This window comes from Pseudomonas fluorescens, from assembly GCF_902497995.1.
In the GTDB taxonomy this organism is placed as follows: domain Bacteria; phylum Pseudomonadota; class Gammaproteobacteria; order Pseudomonadales; family Pseudomonadaceae; genus Aquipseudomonas; species Aquipseudomonas fluorescens_BK.
Genome location: NZ_CABVII010000046.1, coordinates 1 through 23942, shown reverse-complemented (window position 1 = coordinate 23942; position 23942 = coordinate 1). Strand labels below are relative to the sequence as shown.

The 23942-nt window shown below is 60.9% G+C and carries 19 protein-coding genes and 1 pseudogene; 4 read left to right on the top strand and 16 right to left on the bottom strand.

Annotation, left to right across the window (positions count from 1 at the left end; translation table 11 throughout):
• Positions 1-146 precede the first annotated feature (146 nt).
• The 8 genes and pseudogenes from F8N80_RS30505 to F8N80_RS31840 form a co-directional block, all read right to left on the bottom strand.
• Positions 147-386, bottom strand: coding sequence for a hypothetical protein (locus F8N80_RS30505; RefSeq protein WP_150744593.1), 240 nt, complete (start codon positions 384-386; stop codon positions 147-149).
• A gap of 398 nt (positions 387-784) precedes the next feature.
• Entirely contained in the window at positions 785-1261 is a 477-nt protein-coding gene (locus F8N80_RS30495; RefSeq protein WP_150744591.1) for a hemerythrin domain-containing protein, read from the bottom strand.
• Between the two features lie 389 nt (positions 1262-1650).
• Entirely contained in the window at positions 1651-2628 is a 978-nt protein-coding gene (locus F8N80_RS30490; RefSeq protein WP_150744590.1) for an NAD(P)-dependent oxidoreductase, read from the bottom strand.
• A gap of 21 nt (positions 2629-2649) precedes the next feature.
• Positions 2650-3948, bottom strand: coding sequence for an MFS transporter (locus tag F8N80_RS30485; protein ID WP_150744589.1), 1299 nt, complete (start codon positions 3946-3948; stop codon positions 2650-2652).
• A 51-nt stretch (positions 3949-3999) separates the two neighbouring features.
• Entirely contained in the window at positions 4000-5064 is a 1065-nt protein-coding gene (locus tag F8N80_RS30480) for a sugar kinase (protein WP_150785312.1), read from the bottom strand.
• The gene (locus F8N80_RS30475) at positions 5057-5839 is read right to left on the bottom strand and encodes a sugar phosphate isomerase/epimerase family protein (protein ID WP_150744587.1); all 783 of its coding nucleotides are present in this window, start codon (positions 5837-5839) and stop codon (positions 5057-5059) included. The genes F8N80_RS30480 and F8N80_RS30475 overlap by 8 nt, the downstream gene beginning before the upstream one ends.
• A 186-nt stretch (positions 5840-6025) precedes the next feature.
• Complete coding sequence (locus F8N80_RS30470) at positions 6026-7051, bottom strand: LacI family DNA-binding transcriptional regulator (RefSeq protein ID WP_150785311.1); 1026 nt, start codon at positions 7049-7051, stop codon at positions 6026-6028.
• A 139-nt stretch (positions 7052-7190) separates the two neighbouring features.
• A pseudogene (locus tag F8N80_RS31840) lies at positions 7191-7355 on the bottom strand (LysE family translocator); the annotation flags it as partial.
• A 70-nt stretch (positions 7356-7425) separates the two neighbouring features.
• Here F8N80_RS31840 and F8N80_RS30460 point away from each other — a divergent pair.
• Positions 7426-9102: a fibronectin type III domain-containing protein gene (locus F8N80_RS30460; RefSeq protein ID WP_150785310.1), complete on the top strand. Its 1677-nt coding sequence runs from the start codon at positions 7426-7428 to the stop codon at positions 9100-9102.
• A gap of 85 nt (positions 9103-9187) precedes the next feature.
• On the opposite strand, the gene F8N80_RS30455 is transcribed toward F8N80_RS30460, so the two are convergent.
• The 3 genes from F8N80_RS30455 to F8N80_RS30445 form a co-directional block, all read right to left on the bottom strand.
• Positions 9188-9829: a DUF1345 domain-containing protein gene (locus tag F8N80_RS30455; protein WP_150785309.1), complete on the bottom strand. Its 642-nt coding sequence runs from the start codon at positions 9827-9829 to the stop codon at positions 9188-9190.
• A gap of 183 nt (positions 9830-10012) precedes the next feature.
• Positions 10013-13111: an efflux RND transporter permease subunit gene (locus F8N80_RS30450; protein ID WP_150785308.1), complete on the bottom strand. Its 3099-nt coding sequence runs from the start codon at positions 13109-13111 to the stop codon at positions 10013-10015.
• A 15-nt stretch (positions 13112-13126) separates the two neighbouring features.
• The gene (locus F8N80_RS30445) at positions 13127-14284 is read right to left on the bottom strand and encodes an efflux RND transporter periplasmic adaptor subunit (RefSeq protein ID WP_150744582.1); all 1158 of its coding nucleotides are present in this window, start codon (positions 14282-14284) and stop codon (positions 13127-13129) included.
• 293 nt (positions 14285-14577) lie between these two features.
• Between F8N80_RS30445 and F8N80_RS30440 the strand changes: the two genes are divergently transcribed.
• Both F8N80_RS30440 and F8N80_RS30435 read left to right on the top strand, forming a co-directional pair.
• Entirely contained in the window at positions 14578-15279 is a 702-nt protein-coding gene (locus F8N80_RS30440; RefSeq protein ID WP_150744581.1) for a response regulator transcription factor, read from the top strand.
• Between the two features lie 4 nt (positions 15280-15283).
• The gene (locus F8N80_RS30435) at positions 15284-16585 is read left to right on the top strand and encodes an ATP-binding protein (RefSeq protein ID WP_150785307.1); all 1302 of its coding nucleotides are present in this window, start codon (positions 15284-15286) and stop codon (positions 16583-16585) included.
• Between the two features lie 280 nt (positions 16586-16865).
• On the opposite strand, the gene F8N80_RS30430 is transcribed toward F8N80_RS30435, so the two are convergent.
• The 5 genes from F8N80_RS30430 to F8N80_RS30410 all read right to left on the bottom strand — a co-directional run bounded on the left by F8N80_RS30430 (position 16866) and on the right by F8N80_RS30410 (position 23111).
• Positions 16866-17885, bottom strand: coding sequence for a branched-chain amino acid aminotransferase (locus tag F8N80_RS30430; RefSeq protein WP_150785306.1), 1020 nt, complete (start codon positions 17883-17885; stop codon positions 16866-16868).
• Positions 17886-18154: 269 nt separating this feature from the next.
• Positions 18155-19537 carry a dihydrolipoyl dehydrogenase gene (gene lpdA / locus F8N80_RS30425; RefSeq protein WP_150785305.1) on the bottom strand — a complete coding sequence of 461 codons (1383 nt, stop codon included), beginning with the start codon at positions 19535-19537 and terminating at the stop codon, positions 18155-18157.
• Positions 19538-19540: 3 nt separating this feature from the next.
• Complete coding sequence (locus tag F8N80_RS30420; RefSeq protein WP_150744577.1) at positions 19541-20815, bottom strand: dihydrolipoamide acetyltransferase family protein; 1275 nt, start codon at positions 20813-20815, stop codon at positions 19541-19543.
• Entirely contained in the window at positions 20816-21874 is a 1059-nt protein-coding gene (locus F8N80_RS30415) for an alpha-ketoacid dehydrogenase subunit beta (RefSeq protein WP_150744576.1), read from the bottom strand. It abuts the gene before it with no gap.
• A gap of 1 nt (position 21875) precedes the next feature.
• A complete protein-coding gene (locus F8N80_RS30410) occupies positions 21876-23111 on the bottom strand; it encodes a 3-methyl-2-oxobutanoate dehydrogenase (2-methylpropanoyl-transferring) subunit alpha (RefSeq protein WP_150785304.1) in 1236 nt (411 codons plus the stop codon).
• Between the two features lie 186 nt (positions 23112-23297).
• On the opposite strand from F8N80_RS30410, the gene bkdR reads away from it, so the two are divergent.
• Positions 23298-23786 (top strand): Bkd operon transcriptional regulator BkdR, encoded by a 489-nt coding sequence (gene bkdR / locus F8N80_RS30405; RefSeq protein ID WP_150744574.1) that lies wholly within the window; start codon positions 23298-23300, stop codon positions 23784-23786.
• Positions 23787-23942: the final 156 nt, after the last annotated feature.

Here is a 23942-nt window from a genome sequence, read left to right as displayed (position 1 = left end):
CAGAAGACAATGATTGATCAATCGAAGTATGCTTTTTCATGGACTCGCCCTCGCTGTCGTTGGCTGTTTAGACTGCCACCGTGGCGCATTGACGCCTCGGCGTGGGCGAGTCCATCCAATTACAGGGATCACCGGTGTACCGAACATCAGGTCGCAGAGTGCGCATTCTTCCTGAAACCGCGCACGTTCATGGCGCACAGGCAAAACTGCAACACAATCAGGGCATAGGCCTGGGTGTGGTAACCCCAGATCACCCACAAAACGTTACTCACGATAAAACAGATGAAGCCCGAGACCCGGCGTTCGGGGTTTTGCGAACCGATCAGCCACGCTGCCAGCACCGTGACCAGCATGGCAGGCCATTGCACCCAATCGAGATAGTCCATTGCTGACCTCTTGTGTTGTCAATCCAGCTGAACTTGTCGGCAGCGGTTTCTTTTAAAGGTCGTTGCCTCTCGCGCGTGACTCCTGTGCCAAGAATTTTCGGTGCGTACGCCTTGGATTTTCGCCACGTTCCGGGTACTGCCGGGCAGCTATGCGGTTTACATTCAGGTGACTGATCCCGGTGGATGAACCGGGCGGTAAAAAGGTTCGGCGGGTCACTTGGAAGCCCTGTAGGAGCGAGCTTGCTCGCGAAGGTCTCAAGGGCGACGCGGTTACTCAGAAACAACGCGTTATCGTTGTCGTCCATCGTCGGAACGCCGCCCGGAGCAAGCTCGCTCCTTTCCCAGATGTCGAACGCGGCTACCGCGGCGAGGAGGGCCGCGGTAGCCGACGCGCACCATCAAGCCGCCAAATTGCCTGCGCTCATCTCTTTCTTGTACTGGGCCTTCAAGGTTTCCATTTGCGCTCCCAGTTCTTCGAGGGTGACTTTACCCAACAGCTTTTTCGCCTGAGGAAACATTTCCGTTTCTTCTTCTTCGATATGGTGCTCCAGCAGTTCCTTGACCACTTTCACCCGACCGGCGAATTCCGGAGTGGAGGGGTCGGTGACTTTCAAATCGGGCAGCACCAGCGAATCCACCGTGCGATGTTCTTCCTTGGCTTCGTAATACATCACGTCCTGCTCCTTGCCCCCGGCTTTCTTGTACGCCGGGTACAAGACTTCTTCTTCAAGACGGGTATGAATAGTGATTTCCATTTCCAGCTTGGCCAGCAGTTCGCCGCGTTTTTTGATACCACGCTCGGTGGATTCGCTTAATTGGGTCAGGATGCCTTTTACGCGTTCATGGTCGGCTTTCAACAGGTCTATGGCGTTCATGGTTCGAGTCTCTCAACTAGTCAGGGAATGAGCGCGAACGGTCTCAAGGCCGAAGGTCGCTCCTGGTACTGGAGCATTTGTCGTGCCGGTTATTGCTGTCTTCTAATTTTCATTAAAATCAACAAGTTAAGGTTGTTGATGGCAAACTGAAGTCGTGCAGGCTGCATGAGTCTGGAAATTGACTCATGCAGTTCGCGGCGTCGTCTTTTCCCCCCGTTGATCGTGTGATTTTCAGCCTTGACCGCTGATCAGATTCGTCGTGCCCGATCCCGTTATCGAAGCCCCCGAGAATCTGGAAACCACGCCTGTCCTGGCGTTGTAGACTCCGATCGGATCAACTGTAGGAGCGAGGCTTGCCCGCGAAGGCTATCTCATAAACGCCAGATCCATCAGGCCTTCCACGCTTGAACATTCACCAAATTCTTCGGCCGCTCACCCCCCAGCGACGCCAGTAGATTATCCACCGCGCACTTCGCCATCGCCTCGCGCGTCTCATGGGTCGCCGAACCAATGTGCGGCGTCGCCACGACATTGTTCAACCCTAACAACGGCGAGTCAGGATTCAACGGTTCACGCTCGAACACATCCAGCCCCGCCGCCCGAATCTGCCCGTCACGCAACGCTTCGATCATGGCCGCTTCATCCACCACCTTGCCTCGGGAAATGTTGATGAAGATCGTTTCAGGCCCCATCAGGGCAAACTCTTCAGCGCCAATGAGCCCTTCGGTTTCATCCGTCAGTGGTAATGTCAGGCAGACGAAATCAGCCTCCTGCAACAACTCCGGCAGACTCCTGTACTGCGCATCGAATCGCTGCTCCACAGCCGGTTTCGGCGAATGGCTGTGGTAGATCACCGGCATGCCAAAACCGAAATGCCCACGCTGGGCAAGCGCCTCGCCGATCCGCCCCATGCCGATGATACCCAAGGTTTTGCCATGCACGTCGGTGCCGAATTGCGCGGGGCCGACATTACGCGTCCACTGGCCGGCGCGAACCACGTTGGCCAGTTCCACCACGCGTCGGGCAGTCGCCAGGATCAACGCGAAACCGGTGTCGGCGGTGGTTTCGGTGAGCACGTCCGGGGTGTTGCTCAGCAGGATTCGCCGATCGGTCAGGTAGTCGATATCGTAGTTGTCGACGCCCACCGAGACGCTGGCGATGGCTTGCAGATCCGGCGCCAGATCGAGCAGCTCGGCATCCAGTTTGAGGCTGGCTCCGAGCAAGCCGTGAGCCCGGGGCAGGGCATCACGCAGCCTGGCCAGGCCTTCGGCGTCGAGGCTGTCGATCAGCGTCACCTCGGTCTGCGCTTGCAGGCGAGACATCAGCGCCGGCGAGAGTTTCTTGTACAACACAACCTGCTTTTTCATTGTCGTCATCTCAACATCAATTCAAGGGTGAGTAGCCACTGGCCGTTGCACAGCGACCTTGGTCACGATCCGGTCACTGGCGCCGGGCTTGAGAAACAACGTCAGCACCACCGACAGCATCAGTGCGCCACTCATCAACAGATACGATGCGCCGGGCGACCCGGTGGAGCTGTTCAGGTAACCGACCAGATAGGAACCGCCGAACGAACCGAGGGCCCCCATGCTGTTTATCAGCGCCATGGCGCCGCCCGCCACGTTGGCCGGAAGAATTTCCGGGACGATGGCAAAAAACGGCCCGTAAGGCGCGTACATGCAGGCGCCGGCGATCACCAGCAAGGTGTAGGACCACCAGAAATGTTCAGCACCCAGGGCGTAGGAACCGTAGAACGCGATCGAAGCGATCAGCAGCGGCGGCCAGACGAAACGCTTGCGTTTTTGCAGTTTGTCCGAACCCCAGGACACCAGCAGCATGCCGATGACGGCGGCGAGATAAGGCAACGCCGAGAGCCAACCCGCTTCGATCATGTCCATTTGTGCACCGGCCTTGAGGATCGACGGCAGCCACAGCACGAAGCCGTAGACGCCGATGCTCCAGCAGAAAAACTGCAAGGCCAGGATGATCACTTTTGGCGAGCGGAAGGCTTCGGCGTAGTTCTTCACCGCCTTGATCCCTACCTGTTCGGCGGCCAGGGCGCTTTCCAGGTCCTGTTTTTCCTGTTCGGTCAGCCACTTGGCCTGGGCCGGACGATCATCGGCCAGGCGCCACCAGATGAACGCCCAGAACACTGCCGGCAAGCCTTCGATGATGAACATCCAGCGCCAGCTGTAATGCTGCACCAGGTAGCCCGACACCACCGACATCCAGAGCATGGTCACCGGGTTGCCGAGGATCAGGAAGGTATTGGCCCGCGAGCGTTCGGCACGGGTGAACCAGTGGCACAGGTACACCAGCATCGCCGGCATCACCGCGGCCTCGACCACGCCGAGCATGAAGCGGATGACGATCAGCCAGTAGGCGTTGGAGACGATCCCGGTCAAGGTGGCCAGGCCGCCCCAGAGGATCAGGCTGACGAAAATCAGCTTCTTCACGCTGTGCTTTTGCGCGTAGATCGCGCCAGGCACCTGGAAGAAAAAGTAGCCGAGGAAGAACAGCGCGCCGAGCATCGATGACAGGCCCGGTGTGATCATCAGGTCGGCGGCCATCCCTGAGGCGGCGGCGAATCCGTAGTTGGCGCGGTCCAGATACGCCAGGCTGTAGGTGATGAACACGATGGGCATGATGTACCACCAGCGGCGGGCGGCGAGGGTTGCGGTTTTCATGGTGGTGCTCCTGAGCTTGTTGTTTTTGTCGCAGCAGGTAACGGGTCTGGTTTAAATATTCAGTGACTGTTCGGGCTCCTTCGCGAGCAAGCCCGCTCCCACATTTGCATCGGTGTCGGACCCAAAATGGGGGGGCGAACCCGATCCAAATGTGGGAGCGGGCTTGCTCGCGAAGGCGGCCTCGAATTCGGCAGACATTTCAAGCCGGGTAGGCAACCCCTCCATATCCCCCCGACTCTGCACCGCCCGGCTGCCAATCCAGTTGGCGCGCTTCACGGCGTCGGCAAAACTGTGGTTTTCCAGGAGGGCGCTGATCATGCCGACGGCAAACCCATCGCCGGCACCGACGGTGTCGACCACCGTCTCCACCGGCACCCCTGCCACAAAACCCTGATCCAGAGGGGTGCGGTAATACGCCCCGTGTGGCCCCAGCTTGATCGCCACGGCTTCGGCACCCTGGTCGAGGTAAAACGCCGCAATGTCGGCCGGGTCTTCGAAACCGGTGAGCAGCCGACCTTCGCTCAAGCCGGGCAGCACCCAATGGGCCAGGGCGGCGAGGCGGTTGATTTCAGTGATCATCTGTTGCGAGTTGGCCCACAGGCTCGGGCGCAGGTTCGGGTCGAAGGACACGCTGCGCCCGGCCTCGCGCATGCGGCTCATCAATTCGAAGGACATTTCCCGAGCGCTGGCAGACAGCGCCGGGGGAATGCCCGTGGCGTGCAAATGCCTGGCCTTGAGCAATTCAGGCACGATCGACTGCGGCGACAGGTGACTCGCCGCCGAACCGCGGCGGAAATACTCGACCACCGGATCGCCACCATCGTCGGTGCGCGACTTGAGCTGAAAACCGGTCGGGTGGGCGCAATCGATAGCGACGTTGCTGCAGTCCAGGCCTTCCTTCTCCAGGGTGTCGATCACGAACCGCCCCAGGGAATCGGCACCGACCCGGCTCAGCCACGCCACCTTGAACCCCAGTCGCGACAGGCCGATGGCGACGTTGCTGTCGGCACCGGCAATGCGTTTGTGGAAGTGACCGACGTCGGCCAGTTCACCGTTCTGCTCGGCAACGAACATCGCCATGGTTTCGCCAAACGACAGGATATCGAATTCAGACATGAGCGCACTCCAGGCGTGGTTGGCCGAGGCGGGCGAGGGTCGCGACGTGCTCGGTGGTGAGCTGCAGCAGATCGTCGCCTTGCAGTGGATATTCCGCTGCCCGCATCACGCCTTGGGCCATGTGCTGCAGCAGTTGTTCCCACAGATGCAAGTCGCTGACGGTAGGTGGCATGGCGACCAGTTTGCCGTCGGCGCGGCGCGATACGGCTTTGCAGTGCACATAGCCGACGTGGCGACCGAGCAGCCGCGCGGCATTGGCGGCCGGCTGGTCCTGCCAATGCCAGTTGCCGATGTCGAAGGTCATCTTGATCGGCAAGTGGTGTTGCTCGACGGCGGCGAAAAAGCGCTGGAAGGGTTCGATGCGCCCGCCGTGCAAGGTCTGATCGTTTTCCACCAACAGCTGCACCGCGCTGTTGCCCAGCACTTGGGCGAGGGTTTGCAGGTCGCTATTGGCCGTGAAATAGCCCAGGGACACCTTCAGCCATTTGGCGCCGAAGGCCTGGGCGCGTTGCAGGGTGGCACTCAGTTCGGGATTGGGTGTCGACTGGCCGGCCAGCCACAGCTCCATCGGCGAGGAATACACGCTTTCGAGTCCTTGGGCTTGGGTGGCATCGGCCAGTTGCGCCGGGTCTTCGACGGTCAACAGTTCTTCACGCCATTCGATGCGCGTGGCGCCGGCGGCGGCCAGTATTTCGATAAAACTGCCCTGGCCAAGTTGGCGCACCAGATCGGCACCGTAGCTGGACAGGCTGATGGAAACGGCTGGTTTATTCATTGTTCTTCTACCTCTGAAACCGGTTTCATTGTTGTTCAAAAAAAAGGGGCTAGCTGAGTCTTGTAGCGTGTTTCAGGGCCTCTTCGCGGGCAAGCCCGCTCCCACAAAGGTCTTGGGTGACACAGGTTTTGTGTACGACAAAAGACCACTGTGGGAGCGGGCTTGCCCGCGAAGAGGCCGGAACATTCACCGGAAATTTCCAAGGGTCGATCCTCGTACAGTCAACCGCGCCGAAAAATCCACCGTCCGCACCGGCCCGTCATCCCCGCGCAAACGCTTGAGCAAACACTCGAAGGCACTGGCGCCAATCTCCACCGTCGGCTGCGCGAGGGCCGTGATGCCGCTGCCCACCAGCGGGTACCAATCCAGGTCATCGAGGGCGATCAGGCCGACATCCTCGAACAGCCTGCATTGCAACTCACGCAAGGCATGCGTGCTGGCCAGCGCCGCAATACCGTTCGCGCAGAACAGCGCTTTCGGCCCGGGTCCAGGGGTATCGAGGAATGTCTTCAGCTGCGCAGTCAGTTCACTGCCGGTTTCGATGAGGGTGCCGCGAAGCGCCGGACGCTGGGCAATCTGCGCCTTGAAACTGTTGACCCGCTCGATCCGCGAGCTGGTACCGTCATAGGGTTCGGTGACCAGTAGCACATCGCGGTAGCCCTGTGCTTCAAGGTGGGTCAGGGCCATCTCGACCGCCGCCGGGTTATCCAGCCCGACCAGATCGCTTTCGAGCTGCTCGACCTTGCGATCCACCAGGACCAACGGCATTTCCCGGTGCAGTTCGCGCAATTCATCGCGATGGTGGCCGAGGGTGTTCACGATCAGGCCTTCGATGTTATAGGAGCGCAGCAGGGCCAGGTGCTGGCGTTCCTGCTCGTCATCGCGGTCGGTGTTGCACACCACCAGGCTGTAGCCGTGCCGGCGGCAGGCGGTTTCCACCCCGTGCATCACGGCAATCGAATAAGGGTTGCGGATATCGGCCACCAGCATGCCGATCAGGCGGGTGCGGCCGCGTTTCAGGCCGCGGGCCATCTGATTGGGGCGGTAGCCCAATTCGGCAATCGCCTGCTCGATGCGCAAGGCAATCGCATCGGAGAGCAGGGCACGGTCTTCACCGATAAACCGCGAGACGCTGGCCTTGGAGACCTTGGCGTGTTCGGCCACGTCGAGCATGGTCACGCGGCTGCGCTGGGCGGCGGAGAAATCGTTCACGGTCTGAAACCTATTTATTGGATTTATAAGGTTTGTGCTGTTTGCGATAGCACTGAAACCGGTTTCAGAAGACACCAAAAACTAATCCGCCGTCAAGTGCCTGATTCACTCGGGACTGAAAAATGCCGACAGGTGGCATTCAGGCCGCGCCACTCGACCGGGTCGACCCCAGCAGCAACAGAGCCATGCAGCAGTTGAAGCGTTGCATGGCTCGCGGCGAGCGCGACCAGGGCGTAGAAACTGCACCGAGCAATGCCCAGACGCCGAAGCATGGCAGGGATATCAGGCAAAAAGCCACTAGCAGATCTGATAGTGGAACTGATGGCCCGGGAGGGCTTTACTGGAAGCTGCCCACTTGAACAGAGATGCGCTACATGAGCCGTTCTGATTCCTCCAGCCCCGACAGCCCAACCGGTACGGACTTCAACACTGAATCCGGTTCGGCTATTCAAATATGCGCACCAGGCAATGTGAGAGGTTGGCGAAATTCTCCAACCAGCGCTCTGTTGAATTGGGACGAGCCTTATTCAACCTGCCAGTTGTGCCCGGATGCCATTGGTTATGATGTGTTCGGAGAGGGCATCGCAACCCATAGTGTGGGCCGGCCGCCTTGTGAATTGACGGGCTTGAAACCCGATGTCGAATATCTGTTTTATGTCACGGCCAAAGCAGCGGCGAACAATGTTTCGACACCGAGCCCTGTTCGCGTGTTCAAACGGCGCCCTCCCGGTAAACCGGGCACTCCAGAACTGATGGAGCTAAGTCATGCAGCGGCGACATTATCTTGGGCTCCTTCATCTCAAGGAGATGGAAACACTCGCTATAGAGTTTATCTGAACGGCTTCCTCGTTAAGCGGGTCGCCCAGCCTCAAGTCAGCCTCACGCACCTGCAAAGTCTTACCGACTATCGAGTCGAGGTGCAGGCGGTCAATGAGTCAGGTGTTTCCGAGCGGAGCTTCATGACCTTCCAGACCAGGCTGCGTCCGCCGTCCAACCTGAGGTTCAGCCACCGAAACGGGAAGTGCAGACTGGCGTGGGACCCGATTTTCAAGAAGAAACCGACCCATGAACTATCCATCAATGGCCAACAGTTTACCGTCGCCCCCGGGCGCTGGGGTTACAACTTCAAACTGGCTGATGTTTCGCCCGGCCCGGTTCCGCACCACTTGAAGTTTGCAGTTCATGCTCAACTTGACGGGATCAACTCTGAAGTCGCCCTGCTCGAGCAGACTCTGATTGATGACGTTCCTCCGGGCCGGCCCGGAACTCCAGTGGTCCGCGACGTAACCGATACTTCGGCGACGCTGAGTTGGGAACCCTCGAGCGACAATGTCGGAGTCACCGAGTATCGAGTGCTTTTGAATGGAGTGATTCCTTATACGTCCGCTGACACGCTCTGTACTTTTACAAATTTGAGCAGTGGCACTTATCACTGGGCGTTCGTGCGTGCCCGGGACAAGGATGGAAACCTGTCTACACCCAGCCGGATTGCCGTGTTCAACACCACAGGACAGGCGCCTTCACCGCAACCCGCTCCACCGCCTGTGGAAATTACTGCGTTGACCTCTACTTCAGCCAATCTGGGCTGGACGCTGGAATCCCGCGTTTCAGGCGTCAGAATTTCGATAAATGACGAGCACTTTAGAGATGTTTTGTTCCTGGATAGATTGCCGCTAAAGGATCTGACTCCTGACGTCGAATACTCAATCAGCGTATCGGCCTTTGACATTTTCGGTCAGTTGTCCGAGCCGACAGTTGTCGCCTACATGCCCAGGGATGTAACCCCTCCCGGCACGCCAGGAAATCTGCGCAAGGGCGATGTGACCGCTGACTCGGTGATGCTGGCCTGGGAAGAATCAACAGACGACGTCGGTTTGCACGAGTATGTCATCTACAACAATTGCGAATACTTCGACCGCACCCCGCTGACCCATTATACGGCCGTTGACTTGCTGCCCGGCACTTACTCGTTTGAGGTATGTGCCATGGATCTTTCCGGAAATGCCTCTGAACCTGCCGTATTGACCGTTTCCATCGAAGGTGAGTTGTAGAGCGTTTGCTTGGTCATTACCATGGATGGGTAAGCAGGCACGAAGTAAAACATCGCGCCCGGTCAATCAGAAGCTGGTCGTCCTGTTATCCAAAGAGTCCCGCCGCGATATTGATCGAGAAGCCTAGTATCGCGGTATTGAACAAAAAACCGATCAACGACTGCGCCAGCACTATCTTGCGCATGCCCTGAGTGGCTACAGCCACATCGGAAGTCTGCATGGCTACTCCTATGGTGAACGAGAAGTACAGGAAGTCCCAGTAGTTGGGCGTGGTCAGGCCTTCAGCAAAACGCAGCGCCGGGTCCTTGCCACCCCAGGTGTAGAACAGCCGGGCGTAGTGCACGCTGAAGATCACCCCGATCAGTAGCCAGGAACCGATGACGGTCAACGCGGTGAAGCCGTAGTGCAGCAACTTGCGCGTGGTTTCCAGGTCTTTGCTGCCGGCCAGTTCGAAGGTGATGGTCGCCAGGCTGGCAATCGCGGCGATGCACACCACGAACAATACCAGCCCGGCGTTTTCATCTTCGATCTCGGCTATGCGCTTCACATCCGGTGCTTTGGCTCGTACGGTGAGCCAGAGCATCAGCACCAGATACGTCCAGACGCCGGCATTCCAGCCGATAAGGATATTGCTGATGATTGAATCGGCCGGTGCCAGGATGCCGACGGCGATGCCGAGGGTGGCCCCGGCAGAGAGGCGAGGATGGGTACGGGCGAGGAAGCGCATGTGAACTCGAAGGGCCTGGGTGTGCAAACACCTTAGCACCACCCCCATCAGGCCCACACAAATCCCTGTGGGAGCTGGCTTGCCAGCGAAGAGGACCATGAATATTGCATGGTTCTCGAGGCCGCCTTCGCTGCGGTGCGGCGATCCGACAAGCCAGCTCCTACAGGGGGGATGTGTTGTTGGCTAGATATCGTCAGGGCGCTTGCGCACCAGCTTCATCACCACCACAAAAAACACCGGCACAAACAGCACCGCCAGGGTCGCGGTGATCATCCCGCCGATCACCCCGGTGCCGATGGCCTGCTGGCTCGCCGAGCTGGCCCCGGTGGCGATTGCCAGTGGCACCACGCCGAGGATGAAGGCCAGGGAGGTCATGACGATCGGCCGCAGGCGCAGGCGGGCAGCCTGGAGCGTGGCGTCGATCAGGTCGTGGCCTTCGTCGTACAGGCTCTTGGCGAACTCGATGATCAGGATCGCGTTCTTCGCCGACAGGCCGATGATGGTGATCAGCCCGACCTTGAAGAACACATCGTTGGGCATTCCGCGCAGGGTCACGGCCAGTACCGCGCCGAGCACGCCGAGCGGCACCACCAGCAGCACCGAGGTCGGGATCGACCAGCTTTCGTACAGCGCCGCCAGGCACAGGAACACGATCAACAGCGACAACCCGAGCAGGATCGGCGCCTGGCTGCCGGACAGGCGCTCCTGCAGCGACAGCCCGGTCCATTCCTGACCCAGTCCCGCCGGCCCTCGGGCCACCAGTCGTTCGATCTCCGCCATGGCCTCGCCGGTACTGTAGCCCGGTTTCGGTTCGCCGGAAATGCTGATCGCCGGATAGCCGTTGTAGCGAGTCAATTGCGCAGGCCCTTGGGTCCATTGGGCCTGGACGAAGGCTGACAGCGGCACCATTTTTCCGCTGTTGTTGCGCACGTGCATTTTCAGCAGATCGGCCACCTGGCTGCGCTGGTCGCCTTCGGCCTGAACCACGACTCGCTGCATTCGTCCCTGATTGGGGAAGTCGTTGACGTAGGTTGAACCGACGGCAGTGGACAGCGCATTGCCAATGTCGGCAAACGACACGCCCAGGGCGTTGGCCTGCTTGCGGTCGACGATCAGTTGCACTTGCGGTGCTTCAGCCAAGGCGCTTTCGCGGACGTTCATCAGGATCGGACTGTTCTCGGCGGCGGCCAGTAGCTCGGTGCGGGCCTGCATCAATGTGGCATGGCCGAGGCCACCACGGTCCTGCAGGCGGAATTCGAAACCGCTGGAGGTACCGAGGCCGTCGACCGGAGGCGGCAGAACGGAAAACGCTACGGCGTCCTTGATCTGGCTCAGCGCAATGTTGGCCCGATCAGCGATCGAACTCGCCGAGTCGGCGCTGCCCCGCTCGGACCAGTCCTTCAACGTCGTAAACGCCAACGCCGCGTTCTGGCCGCTGCCGGAAAAGCTGAAGCCGAGAATCACCGTACTGTCGCCCACACCCGGCTCGGTGGCGTTGTGCGCTTCGATTTGCTCGACCACCTGCACCGTGCGGTTCTTGCTCGCCCCGGGTGGCAGTTGCACGTCGGTGATGGTGTACCCCTGATCCTCAACCGGCAGGAACGAGGAGGGCAGGCGACTGAAACACACCCCCAGACCGATCAACAGCACGCCGTAGACCAACAGGTAGCGCCCGGTGCGTTTCAACGCATAGGCCACCCAGCCCTGATAACGCATGGTCAGTTGCTCGAAGCGCCGGTTGAACCAGCCGAAGAACCCACGTTTCTCATGATGCTCGCCCTTGGCGATCGGCTTGAGCAAGGTCGCGCACAGCGCCGGGGTCAAGGTCAGGGCGAGGAAGGCCGAGAACAGGATCGAGGTGGCCATCGACAAGGAAAACTGGCGATAGACCACCCCGACCGAGCCCTGCATGAACGCCATGGGAATGAACACCGCCACCAGCACCAGGGTAATACCGATAATTGCGCCGGTGATCTGCTTCATCGCCTTGCGTGTTGCCTCTTTGGGCGACAGGCCCTCGGCGACCATGATCCGCTCGACGTTCTCCACCACCACAATCGCATCATCCACCAGGATACCGATGGCCAGCACCATGCCAAACATGGTGAGTACGTTGATCGAAAACCCCAGCGCCAGCATGGTCGCAAAGGTACCCATCAGCGCCACTGGCACCACCAACGTCGGAATCAGCGTGTAGCGGATGTTTTGCAGGAACAGGAACATTACCGCGAACACCAGCACCATCGCCTCGACGAGGGTGTAGACCACCTTGGTGATCGAGACTTTGACGAAGGGCGAAGTGTCGTACGGGATCTTGTACTCAACGCCTGCCGGGAAGTAGCGCGCCAGTTCATCCATCTTCGCCCGCACCCGTGTCGCGGTGTTCAGGGCGTTGGCACTCGGCGCGAGCTGCACGCTGACGGCGGTCGACGGCTTGCCGTTCAGGCGAGTGCCGAACTGGTACTCCTGACTGCCGATCTCCACCCGCGCCACATCGGCGATGCGCACGGTGGAACCGTCGGGATTGGCCTTGAGCACGATGTCGGCGAATTCTTCCGGGGTCGACAGCTGACCTTTCACCAGAATGGTCGCGGTGATTTCCTGGGTGTTGCGGGTCGGCAAGTCGCCGATGCTGCCGGCCGACACCTGGGCGTTCTGCGCGACGATGGCGGCATTGACGTCGGCTGGCGTGAGGTTGAAACCGATCAATTTCCGCGGGTCGATCCAGATACGCATGGCCCGCTCGGCACCGTACAGCTGCGCCTTGCCGACACCGTCCAGACGCTTGATCTCGTTCATCACATTGCGCGCCAGGTAATCGCTGAGCGCGACCTCATCGAGCCTGCCATCGCTGGAGGTCAGGGTGATCAGCAGCAGGAAGCCGGAGGAGACTTTTTCCACCTGCAAGCCTTGCTGATTCACCGCTTGCGGCAAACGTGACTCCACGACTTTCAAGCGGTTCTGGACATCGACCTGCGCCAGTTCCGGATGTGTGCCCGGCTGGAAGGTGGCCTTGATCGTGGCACTGCCCAAACTGCTTTGCGACTCGAAATACAACAGATTGTCAGCGCCGTTGAGCTCTTCCTCGATCAGACTGACCACGCTTTCGTCGATGGTCTGCGCCGAAGCGCCCGGGTACACCGCATAGATTTCGATCTGCGGCGGGGCGACGTCGGGGTACTGCGCCACCGGCAACTGCGGGATGGCCAGGGCGCCGGCCAGCAGGATAAACAGGGCGACCACCCAGGCGAACACCGGTCGGTCGATAAAGAACTGCGGCATGAAAAAGCGTCCTGCTTACTGACCAGAAGCCTGGGCAAGTGGAAGAGGGGTATCGTCGATCTGCACTTTGTCGCCGGGGCGCGCGTGTTGCAGGCCTTCGATGACGATGCGGTCACCGGCCTTGAGGCCGCCGGTGACGATCCAGCGATCGTTCTGCACGGGGCCCAGTTCTACCGGCTGTTGGCCGACCCGTTGGTCGGCGTCGAGCAACAGCACCTGGGCGATGCCGGCGCTGTCGCGCAGGATGGCCCGTTGCGGCACGCTGATGCCCTGTTGAACGACCGCTTGCTCCAGGCGCACGCGAACGAAGCTGCCGGGCAGCAAGTCGAGGTCCGGGTTGGGGAACTCGCTGCGCAGGATGATCTGGCCGGTGCCCGGGTCGACCGTGATGTCGGTGAACAGCAACTTGCCCGGTAACGGGTAGAGGCTGCCGTCGTCCTGGATCAGCGTGGCTTTGGCCTGGCCCTGGCCGACCTGCTGCAACTGGCCGGAACGAAATGCGCGACGCAGGTCGTTGAGTTCACGGGTCGACTGGGTGAGATCGGCGTGAATCGGGTTCAGCTGCTGGATCAAGGCCAGTGGCGTGGTTTCGTTCTGCCCGACCAGGGCGCCTTCGGTGACCAGCGCGCGGCCGATGCGCCCGGAAATCGGTGCGGTGACGGTGGCGTAACCCAGGTTCAGTTTCGCCCGCTGCACCGCGGCCTGGTTGGCGGCGACGTCGGCCGCGGTTTGGCGTACGGCGGCCCGGGCGTTGTCGTAGTCCTGGCCACTGATGGCATTGCCTTCGATCAACTGGGCGTAACGCTGCTCTTGCAAGCGCGCCTGGAAGGCATTGGCCTCGGCCTTGCGCAACGCGGCCTCGGCGCTGTCCAGATCAGCCTTGAACGGTGCCGGGTCGATGCGAAACAGCACATCACCCTGTTTCACATCGCTGCCTTCACGGAAGGCCCGCTGCAGCACCACGCCGGCCACCCGGGCACGGACTTCGGCGATGCGCGGCGCGGCAATGCGCCCGCTCAGTTCGCTGCTGATCGATAGCGGCCGGGTTGAGAGGGTTTCGATGCGAACCGTGGCCAGTGGCGCCTGCTCTTCGGCAGTAGGGGCCTTGTCGCAAGCGCTCAGCGTCAATGCAAGTGCGATCAGGCTGAGCCTGGCAAGCGGATTGTTTGACATGTAATAACCCCAATAATGACCCCGGGCATCCTACGGGGAGGCGACGAGGGTAGCGGTGAAGCTTTGTAGGTGCTGTGTGAAATTGTGTAAGGGTTTTACTCAGGTGTGGGTGAGGGCGTATATCCTTGGCGACTTGATTACTTTTGCGCCTGTTCCGGCCTCTTCGCGGGCAAGCCCGCTCCCACAGTGGTCGGTGGTGTTCACAAAATCTGTGTCCACATCAGATCCCTGTGGGAGCGGGCTTGCCCGCGAAGAGGCCGGAACAGTCACCACAGCACTTTCTGGAACACCCCATGCCCAACATCCTCCTGGTCGAAGACGACACCGCCCTCGCCGAACTGATCGCCAGCTACCTGGAACGCAACGGCTATTGCGTCAGCGTAATCGGCCGCGGTGATCACGTTCGCGAACGCGCGCGGCTCGATCCGCCGGACCTGGTGATCCTCGACCTGATGCTGCCGGGGCTGGACGGCCTGCAAGTCTGTCGTTTGCTGCGCGCCGATTCGGCCACGCTGCCGATCCTGATGCTCACCGCCCGCGATGACAGCCACGACCAGGTGCTGGGCCTGGAGATGGGCGCCGACGACTACGTCACCAAACCCTGCGAGCCGCGGGTATTGCTGGCCCGGGTGCGGACCTTGCTGCGACGCAGCAGCCTTGGCGAACCGCAGGCCATCAACGACCGCATTCTCATAGGCAATCTGTGCATCGACCTGTCCGAACGCACCGTGACCTGGCGCGAGCAACCGGTCGAACTGTCCAGCGGCGAATACAACCTGCTGGTGGTGCTGGCCCGGCATGCCGGCGAAGTGCTCAGCCGCGACCAGATTCTGCAACGCCTGCGCGGCATCGAGTTCAACGGCACCGACCGTTCCGTGGACGTGGCGATTTCCAAGCTTCGACGTAAATTCGACGACCACGCCGGGGAGGCGCGCAAGATCAAGACCGTGTGGGGCAAGGGTTATCTGTTCAGCCGTTCCGAGTGGGAATGCTGAGCCGATGTTCAGAATCCTGTTTCGCCTGTACCTGGTGACCATCGTCTCGTTCAGCGCGGCGACCTACCTGGTGCCGGACCTGGTGATCAAGGTCTTTCACGAGCGTTTTCTCACGTACAACCTCGACTATTCCCGAGGGCTGCAGACCCTCATCGTCAAACAGTTTCATTACGTACCCCCGGCGCAATGGCCGGCCCTGGCGGCCGAGATGGACAAGGAGTTCCAGCCGTTGCACATCGTGCTGAGCGGCAACGACGATGCCGACTTCACCCTCGATGAACGGCAACGTCTGCAGCGCGGCGAGAACATCGTGCGCATTGGCGACTGGGGCTGGCGCACCCTGGCGGTGTCGCCACTGAACGAGCGCACGGTGGTGCAAATGGTGGTACCGCCGGACCCGATCGACGTCAGTTTGCTGTACTGGAGCATCAACGTGTTGATCGGCGCGACCATGCTGGGCTGTCTGTTGCTGTGGCTGCGCCCGCACTGGCGCGATCTGGAACGCCTCAAGGGCACGGCGGAGCGCTTCGGCAAAGGCCAGTTGAGCGAGCGCACGCAGATCTCCGCCAGCTCCAATATCGGTAGCCTGGCCAACGTGTTCGACACCATGGCCGGCGACATCGAGAACCTGCTCAACCAGCAGCGCGACTTGCTCAATGCCGTCTCCCACGAATTGCGCACGCCCCTGACGAGACTGGATTTCGGCCTGGCCCTGGCGCTGTCCGACGACCTGCCGGCCGCCAGCCGCGAACGCCTCCAAGGTCTGGTCGCACACATCCGTGAACTGGATGAGCTGGTGCTGGAACTGCTGTCCTACAGCCGCCTGCAAAACCCGGCGCGGCTGCCCGAGCAGGTCGACGTCTCGCTGGATGAATTCATCGACAGCATCCTCGGCAGTGTCGACGAAGAACTGGAATCCCCCGACATCGTCATCGACGTATTGCTCCACGGCCAGCTCGAACGCTTCAGCCTCGACCCGCGCTTGACCGCCCGCGCCCTGCAGAACCTGCTGCGCAACGCCATGCGCTATTGCGAAAGGCGCATTCAGATCGGTGTACAGGTTACTTCGAAGGGCTGTGAGATCTGGGTCGACGACGATGGCATCGGCATTCCCGACGATGAGCGTGAGCGGATTTTCGAGCCGTTCTATCGCCTGGACCGCAGCCGGGATCGTGCCACGGGCGGGTTTGGCCTGGGGTTGGCGATCAGTCGCCGGGCGCTGGAGGCTCAGGGTGGAACGCTGACCGTCGAGGCATCGCCGCTGGGTGGGGCGCGGTTCAGGTTATGGTTGCCGATGGCTGCCTGATCCCTTGGGACCCTGTGGGAGCGGGCTTGCCCGCGAAGACGTCAGCACATTCAGCAGAGGTATTGACTGACGTTCCGCCTTCGTCGGATCGCCGCCCGGAGCAAGCCCGCTCCCACATTTGATGTGTGAACGCCGCAGATCCAATGTGGGAGCGGCGGTGCGGCGATCCGACCTGCTCGCGAAGGCGCCCGCCCAGTCACCCTATAATTCGGCAGCCATAAAAAAGCCCGGTCATCAAACGATGGCCGGGCTTTTTATGCAAAGGAACTGCGTCGTCAGATCAAACCTTGACGATCCAGCCTTCCGGCGCCTCGACGTCGCCGGTCTGCACGCCCGTCAGCTCCTTGTAGAGCTTCTGGGTGATCGGGCCGACGTCCGTCTCGCTGTGGAACACGTGCAGCTTGTCGTTGTAGCTGATGCCGCCGATCGGCGTGATCACCGCGGCAGTGCCGCAGGCGCCGGCTTCCTTGAAGTCGGACAGCTTGTCGATGAACACATCGCCTTCGATCACCTCCAGGCCCAGACGGGACTTGGCCAGTTCGATCAACGACAGGCGGGTGATGCCCGGCAGGACCGATGGCGAGTTCGGGGTCACGAACTTGTTGTCGTGGGTGATCCCGAAGAAGTTGGCCGAGCCGACTTCCTCGATTTTGGTGTGGGTCATCGGGTCCAGGTAGATGCAGTCGGCAAAATGCGCCTTCTTGGCCTGGGAACCCGGCATCAGGCTGGCGGCGTAGTTGCCACCGACCTTGGCCGCACCGGTGCCTTGTGGGGCGGCGCGGTCGTAGCTGGAGATCAGGAATTTGTGCGGGGTCAGGCCGCCCTTGAAGTAGGCGCCGACCGGGATGCAGAAGATCGAGAAGATGAACTCGGGCGCGGTACGCACGCCGATGTTGTCACCCACGCCGATCACGAACGGACGCAGGTACAGCGCGCCGCCGGTGCCGTAAGGCGGGATGAAACGCTCGTTGGCGCGGACCACGTCCTTGCAGGCTTCGATGAACTGTTCGGTGGACACCTGTGGCATCAGCAGGCGCGCGCAACTGCGCTGCATGCGCGCGGCGTTCTGGTCCGGGCGGAACAGGTTGATCGAGCCGTCCTTGCAACGGTAGGCCTTCAGGCCTTCGAAGCATTGCTGGCCATAGTGAAGGGCCGTGGAGCCTTCGCTGATGTGCAGCACGTTGTCTTCGGTCAGGGTGCCTGTGTCCCACTCGCCATTACGCCAGTGCGACAAATAGCGTTTGTCTGTCTTGATGTAATCAAAACCCAGCTTGTCCCAATTGATGCTCTCGTTACCCATGACACCCTCTATCGCTTAACAACCGCCGAAACGGTTCAAGGCTTCTGACGTTTTTCTGGATGGGGACAACAATACTTCATTCCGGGCCCATTTCGCAGCCCGGACTATCGGGTGATTGGCATATAAATGATGTCGCCCTTGAGAATTCGCGAGCAAGCCCGCTCCCACATTTGATCTTTGTCTGCCATAGATCCTGCAAACAGCACAAATCCTGTGGGAGCGGGCTTGCCCGCGAAGAGGCCATCAGCTACGCCAACAATCCCCTTGATTCACAGATGCAGCGCATGCCCCAAAGCCCGCAACGCCGCTTCCTGCACCGCTTCGCCGAGCGTCGGATGCGCATGGATCGTCCCGGCGATGTCTTCCAGCCGCGCGCCCATTTCCAGGCTCTGGCCAAACGCCGTCGACAATTCCGAAACACCCACGCCCACCGCCTGCCAGCCGACAATCACATGATTGTCACGCCGCGCCACGACCCGCACGAAGCCGCTTTTCGATTCCAGGGTCATCGCCCGACCGTTGGCGGCGAACGGGAAACTGGACACGATGCAATCCCAACCTGCAGCCTTGGCCTCGTCCGGCGTCTTGCCGACCACCACCAGTTCCGGGTCGGTAAAGCACACGGCAGCGATGGCGGTAGGGTTGAACTCGCGCGACTTGCCGCTGATCAGCTCGGCCACCATCTCGCCCTGGGCCATGGCCCGATGGGCCAGCATCGGCTCGCCGCTCAGGTCGCCGATGGCATACACGTTGCGCATGCTGGTCTGGCAGCGATTGTCGATCCTGATCGCCGAACCGTTCATGTCCAGGTTCAGTGCTTCGAGATTCCAGCCCTGGGTATTGGGTTTACGACCGACGGCCACCAGCACCTGATCGGTTTCCAGGTTCAAGGTCTCACCGTTCGGATCGAGGACTTGCAGTGTATTGTCAGTAAAATCAAAGCCTTGGACGCTATGTTTCAAGTAAAGCTTCATGCCGAGTTTTTTCAGTTCGTCATGCACAGGTTGGGTCAGTTCGGCGTCGTAGGCCGGCAGGATGCGATCCTGGGCTTCAACGACGCTGACGTCGGCGCCGAGCTTGCGATAGGCAATCCCCAGCTCGAGACCGATGTAACCACCGCCGACCACGATCAGCCGTTTTGGCACAGACGTCGGCGCCAGGGCTTCGGTGGAGGAGATGATCGGCCCGCCAATCGGCAGCATCGGCAGGTTCACGCTTTTCGAACCGGTGGCCAGCACCAGGTGCTCGCACTGAATGCGCGTGTCGCCGACGTCGACCGTCTTGCCGTCGATGACCTTGGCCCAGCCTTGAATCACCTGGACCTTGTTCTTCTTCAGCAGCGCCGAGACGCCAGTGGTCAGGCGATCGACGATGCCGTCTTTCCACTCGACGCTTTTGCCGATGTCCAGGGTCGGCGCCGAAACGCTGATGCCCAGCGCCGAGTGCTGGCTGTGGTGCCGGGTCTGGTGGAACTGCTCTGCCACGTGGATCAGGGCTTTCGATGGAATGCAGCCGATGTTCAGGCAAGTACCGCCCAACGACTCGCCTTCCACCAGAATGGTCGGGATGCCCAGCTGGCCAGCACGGATCGCCGTCACATAACCGCCAGGGCCGCCGCCGATGATCAGCAGCGTGGTGTTCAAATTCTGCATGTCTTACTCCACGAACAAGGTGGCGGGTTGTTCGAGCAAGCCACGAACCGCCTGGATGAATTGCGCCGCGTCCATGCCGTCGACCACGCGGTGATCGAAGGAGCTGGAGAGGTTCATCATCTTGCGAATCACGATCTGGCCTTTGACCACCATCGGCCGTTCGACGATCTTGTTCACGCCGACAATCGCCACTTCCGGCAGGTTCAACACCGGAGTGCTGACGATGCCGCCCAGCGCGCCGAGGCTGGTCAGGGTGATGCTCGAACCGGACAGCTCGTCGCGGCTGGCCTTGCCCGTGCGTGCGGCGGTGGCCAGGCGCGAGATTTCCGTGGCGCTGTCCCACAGGCTGCGGGCTTCGGCGTGACGCACCACCGGCACCATCAAGCCGATGTCGGCCTGGGTGGCGATGCCCACATGCACCGCGCCGAGGCGGGTGATGACCTGGGCTTCGTCGTCGTAGCGGGCGTTGATCTGCGGGAAGTCGCGCAGGGCGACCACCAGGGCGCGGACCAGGAACGGCAGCAGGGTCAGCTTGCCGCGGGTCGCACCGTGCTTTTCGTTCAGGTGCGCGCGCAACTCTTCCACGGCGGTGACGTCGATTTCTTCGACATAACTGAAGTGGGCGGCGCGCTGGGTGGCGTCCTGCATGCGCTGCGCGATCTTGCGGCGCATGCCGATCACCGGAATCTGTTCTTCGTCGTGACGCTGGGCGTAGGCGGCAGCCGCGGACGACTGAGGTTGCTGACCCTGGGCCAGATAGGTCTCGAGGTCTTCGTGCAACACCCGGCCGGCAGGGCCGGTGCCACGCACCAGGCGCAACTGGATGCCCAGGTCCAGCGCATGTTTACGCACGGCCGGGGAGGCCAGCGGACGCTCATCGGCCTCGCGAGCGACCATCGGGCCCTGGCAAACGGCGGCTGGACGCGGCGCCGCAACCGGTTTGCTCTCAGCCACCGCTGCAGCTTTCGGCGCTGCAACCGGCACTTCTTTTACGGCAGCGGCCGCCGGCTGGGCCGACTCTTTAACGTTGCCCGCGCCTTCGACTTCAATACTGATCAGGATGCTGCCCACCGCCATGACTTCGCCCGGCACTCCACCGAGGGCGATCACTTTGCCGTGCACCGGCGAAGGGATGTCGACCATCGCCTTGTCGGTCATCACGTCCGCCAGCACCTGATCTTCGACGACCATGTCGCCAACCTTGACATGCCACACCGACAATTCAACTTCTGCAATGCCTTCGCCAATGTCCGGCATTTTAATAACGTGCGTGCCCATTCAGACCTCCATGACCCGTTTCAACGCCGCGCCCACTCGGGACGGACCTGGGAAATACGCCCACTCTTGCGCGTGCGGGTAGGGGGTGTCCCATCCGGTGACGCGCTCGATGGGGGCTTCCAGGTAGTGGAAGCAGTGTTCCTGCACCAGGGCCACCAGTTCGGCGCCGAAACCGCAGGTGCGGGTCGCTTCGTGAACGATGACGCAGCGTCCGGTTTTCTTCACCGACTTGACGATGGTGTCCAGGTCCAGCGGCCACAGGCTGCGCAGGTCGATGACTTCAGCGTCGATGCCGGTTTCTTCGGCGGCGACTTGCGAGACGTAGACGGTGGTGCCGTATGTCAGGATGGTCACTGCCTTGCCCGGACGGGTGATGGCTGCAACGTCCAGCGGCACGGTGTAGTAACCGTCCGGCACCTGGGCGGCCGGGTGTTTCGACCATGGGGTCACCGGGCGATCGTGGTGACCGTCGAACGGGCCGTTGTACAGGCGCTTTGGCTCGAGAAAGATCACCGGGTCATCGTTTTCGATGGAGGCGATCAGCAGGCCTTTGGCATCGTAAGGGTTGGACGGCATGACCGTGCGCAAGCCGCAGACCTGGGTGAACATCGCCTCGATGCTCTGGCTGTGGGTCTGGCCGCCGTAGATGCCGCCGCCGCACGGCATGCGCAGGGTCATCGGCGCGGTGAACTCGCCGGCCGAGCGATAGCGCAGGCGGGCGGCTTCGGAAATGATCTGGTCCGAGGCGGGGTACACGTAGTCGGCGAACTGGATCTCGGCCACCGGCCGCAGACCGTAGGCACCCATGCCCACGGCGACGCCGACGATGCCGCTTTCGGAGATCGGCGCGTCGAACACGCGAGAGGTGCCGTACTTGGTCTGCAGGCCTTCGGTGCAACGGAACACGCCGCCGAAGTAACCCACGTCCTGCCCGAATACGACGACGTTGTCGTCACGCTCTAGCATCACATCCATGGCCGAGCGCAGGGCCTGGATCATGGTCATGGTGGTGGTAGTCATGGCGGTTTCCAGCTCGATATGGGTGTTGTGATCGTTCATGTCAGATCCCCAACTCTTGACGCTGGCGCTTCAAGTGCTCCGGCATCTCTTTATAGACGTCCTCGAACATGGTCGCGGCGCTCGGAATCTGGCCGCCGGCGAGGGTGCCGTACTGCTCGGCTTCTTTCTGCGCGGCGATCACTTCGGCTTCCAGTTCGGCGCTGACGGCAAGGTGTTCCTCGTCGGACCATTGACCGATTTTCACCAGGTGCTGCTTGAGGCGCGCAATCGGGTCGCCCAACGGGAAACAGCTCCAGTCGTCGGCTGGCCGGTACTTGGACGGATCATCGGAGGTGGAGTGCGGACCCGCGCGGTAGGTGACCCATTCGATCATGGTCGGCCCGAGGTTGCGCCGGGCGCGTTCGGCAGCCCAGGCCGAGGCGGCGTAGACCGCGACGAAATCGTTGCCGTCGACCCGCAGGGAAGCAATGCCGCAGCCGACGCCACGACCGGCGAAGGTAGTGGCTTCACCACCGGCAATCGCCTGGAAGGTGGAGATTGCCCACTGGTTGTTGACCACGTTGAGGATCACCGGCGCCCGGTAGACGTGGGCAAAGGTGAGGGCGGTGTGGAAGTCCGATTCAGCGGTGGCGCCGTCGCCGATCCACGCCGAGGCGATTTTGGTGTCGCCCTTGATCGCCGAGGCCATGCCCCAGCCCACAGCCTGGACGAACTGGGTGGCGAGGTTGCCGGAAATGGTGAAGAAACCGGCCTCTTTAACCGAGTACATGATCGGCAACTGACGGCCCTTGAGCGGATCGCGCTCGTTGGACAGCAGTTGGCAGATCAAGTCCACCAGCGGCACGTCGCGGGCCATCAGGATGCTTTGCTGGCGGTAGGTCGGGAAGCACATGTCGTCTATGTTCAAGGCCAGGGCCTGGCCGGTGCCGATGGCTTCTTCGCCGAGGCTCTGCATGTAGAACGACATCTTTTTCTGACGCTGGGCGACCACCATGCGGTTGTCGTAGATCCGCGTCTTGAGCATGGCGCGCATGCCTTTGCGCAGGATCTCCACCGGCACGCCTTCGGCCCATTCGCCAAGCGCATTGCCCTGGTCGTCGAGCACACGAATCAGGCCCTTGGCCAGGTCGGCGGTTTCGGCGGGTTCAATATCGATGGGGGGCTTGCGCGCCAGGCCGGCGTCGGTCAGACGCAGGTAGGAGAAGTCGGTTTTGCACCCTGGACGGCCCGAAGGTTCCGGAACGTGCAGGCGCAGCGGTTCGTACGCTTGGTTCATGGCTTCTACGCTCGATCTTGTGAATTTTTTGTAGTGAGCTGACTGTCATTCTTCTGTCGGAGAATTCTTGTCCTACAACAATCATAGGCCGGACCAAGGAGAATATTTCTCTGTGTTTCGTTGCGCTGGAAGCCATTTGAGGATAAAAATTCTGCATAACCATAAATAAACAGGTGTTTTTGTCTCATGCGCAAACTGGACCGTACCGATATCGGCATTCTCAACCGGCTTCAGGAGAACGCGCGCATCACCAACGCCGACCTTGCACGCTCGGTCAACCTGTCGCCGACCCCCTGCTTCAACCGGGTCAAGGCGATGGAAGAGCTGGGGCTGATTCGCGAGCAGGTGACCTTGCTGGATGCTGACTTGCTGGGTCTGCATGTGAATGTGTTCATTCACGTCAGCCTGGAGAAACAGGTGGAGGAGGCGCTGCAGCATTTCGAAGAGGCGATCTCGGATCGCCCGGAAGTCATGGAGTGCTATCTGATGGCCGGCGACCCGGACTATTTGATCCGGGTGCTGGTGCCGACCATTCAGTCGCTTGAGCGTTTCATGATGGACTTCCTGACCAAGGTGCCGGGGGTGGCGAACATTCGGTCGAGCTTTGCGCTGAAGCAGGTGCGGTACAAGACGGCGCTGCCGTTGCCGGCCAACGGGTTGACGCTCGCCAATTGACCTGTAAACCGCCGGGTATGTAACACCGCAACCCTGTAATTGGATGGACTCGCCCACGCCGAGGCGTCAATGCGCCACGGTGGCAGTCTAAACAGCCAACGACAGCGAGGGCGAGTCCATGAAAAAGCATACTTCGATTGATCAATCATTGTCTTC

What these genes read in the sequence shown, in the direction of transcription:
- bkdR (WP_150744574.1), top strand. Translation starts at nt 23,298, where the DNA reads ATGCGCAAACTGGACCGTACCGATATCGGCATTCTCAACCGGCTTCAG.
- F8N80_RS30415 (WP_150744576.1), bottom strand. Translation starts at nt 21,874, where the DNA reads ATGAACGATCACAACACCCATATCGAGCTGGAAACCGCCATGACTACC.
- F8N80_RS30480 (WP_150785312.1), bottom strand. Translation starts at nt 5,064, where the DNA reads ATGTCTGAATTCGATATCCTGTCGTTTGGCGAAACCATGGCGATGTTC.
- F8N80_RS30460 (WP_150785310.1), top strand. Translation starts at nt 7,426, where the DNA reads ATGAGCCGTTCTGATTCCTCCAGCCCCGACAGCCCAACCGGTACGGAC.
- F8N80_RS30485 (WP_150744589.1), bottom strand. Translation starts at nt 3,948, where the DNA reads ATGAAAACCGCAACCCTCGCCGCCCGCCGCTGGTGGTACATCATGCCC.
- F8N80_RS30490 (WP_150744590.1), bottom strand. Translation starts at nt 2,628, where the DNA reads ATGAAAAAGCAGGTTGTGTTGTACAAGAAACTCTCGCCGGCGCTGATG.
- F8N80_RS30475 (WP_150744587.1), bottom strand. Translation starts at nt 5,839, where the DNA reads ATGAATAAACCAGCCGTTTCCATCAGCCTGTCCAGCTACGGTGCCGAT.
- F8N80_RS30495 (WP_150744591.1), bottom strand. Translation starts at nt 1,261, where the DNA reads ATGAACGCCATAGACCTGTTGAAAGCCGACCATGAACGCGTAAAAGGC.
- F8N80_RS30505 (WP_150744593.1), bottom strand. Translation starts at nt 386, where the DNA reads ATGGACTATCTCGATTGGGTGCAATGGCCTGCCATGCTGGTCACGGTG.
- F8N80_RS30430 (WP_150785306.1), bottom strand. Translation starts at nt 17,885, where the DNA reads ATGGGTAACGAGAGCATCAATTGGGACAAGCTGGGTTTTGATTACATC.
- F8N80_RS30440 (WP_150744581.1), top strand. Translation starts at nt 14,578, where the DNA reads ATGCCCAACATCCTCCTGGTCGAAGACGACACCGCCCTCGCCGAACTG.
- lpdA (WP_150785305.1), bottom strand. Translation starts at nt 19,537, where the DNA reads ATGCAGAATTTGAACACCACGCTGCTGATCATCGGCGGCGGCCCTGGC.
- F8N80_RS30420 (WP_150744577.1), bottom strand. Translation starts at nt 20,815, where the DNA reads ATGGGCACGCACGTTATTAAAATGCCGGACATTGGCGAAGGCATTGCA.
- F8N80_RS30450 (WP_150785308.1), bottom strand. Translation starts at nt 13,111, where the DNA reads ATGCCGCAGTTCTTTATCGACCGACCGGTGTTCGCCTGGGTGGTCGCC.
- F8N80_RS30455 (WP_150785309.1), bottom strand. Translation starts at nt 9,829, where the DNA reads ATGCGCTTCCTCGCCCGTACCCATCCTCGCCTCTCTGCCGGGGCCACC.
- F8N80_RS30445 (WP_150744582.1), bottom strand. Translation starts at nt 14,284, where the DNA reads ATGTCAAACAATCCGCTTGCCAGGCTCAGCCTGATCGCACTTGCATTG.
- F8N80_RS30410 (WP_150785304.1), bottom strand. Translation starts at nt 23,111, where the DNA reads ATGAACCAAGCGTACGAACCGCTGCGCCTGCACGTTCCGGAACCTTCG.
- F8N80_RS30435 (WP_150785307.1), top strand. Translation starts at nt 15,284, where the DNA reads ATGTTCAGAATCCTGTTTCGCCTGTACCTGGTGACCATCGTCTCGTTC.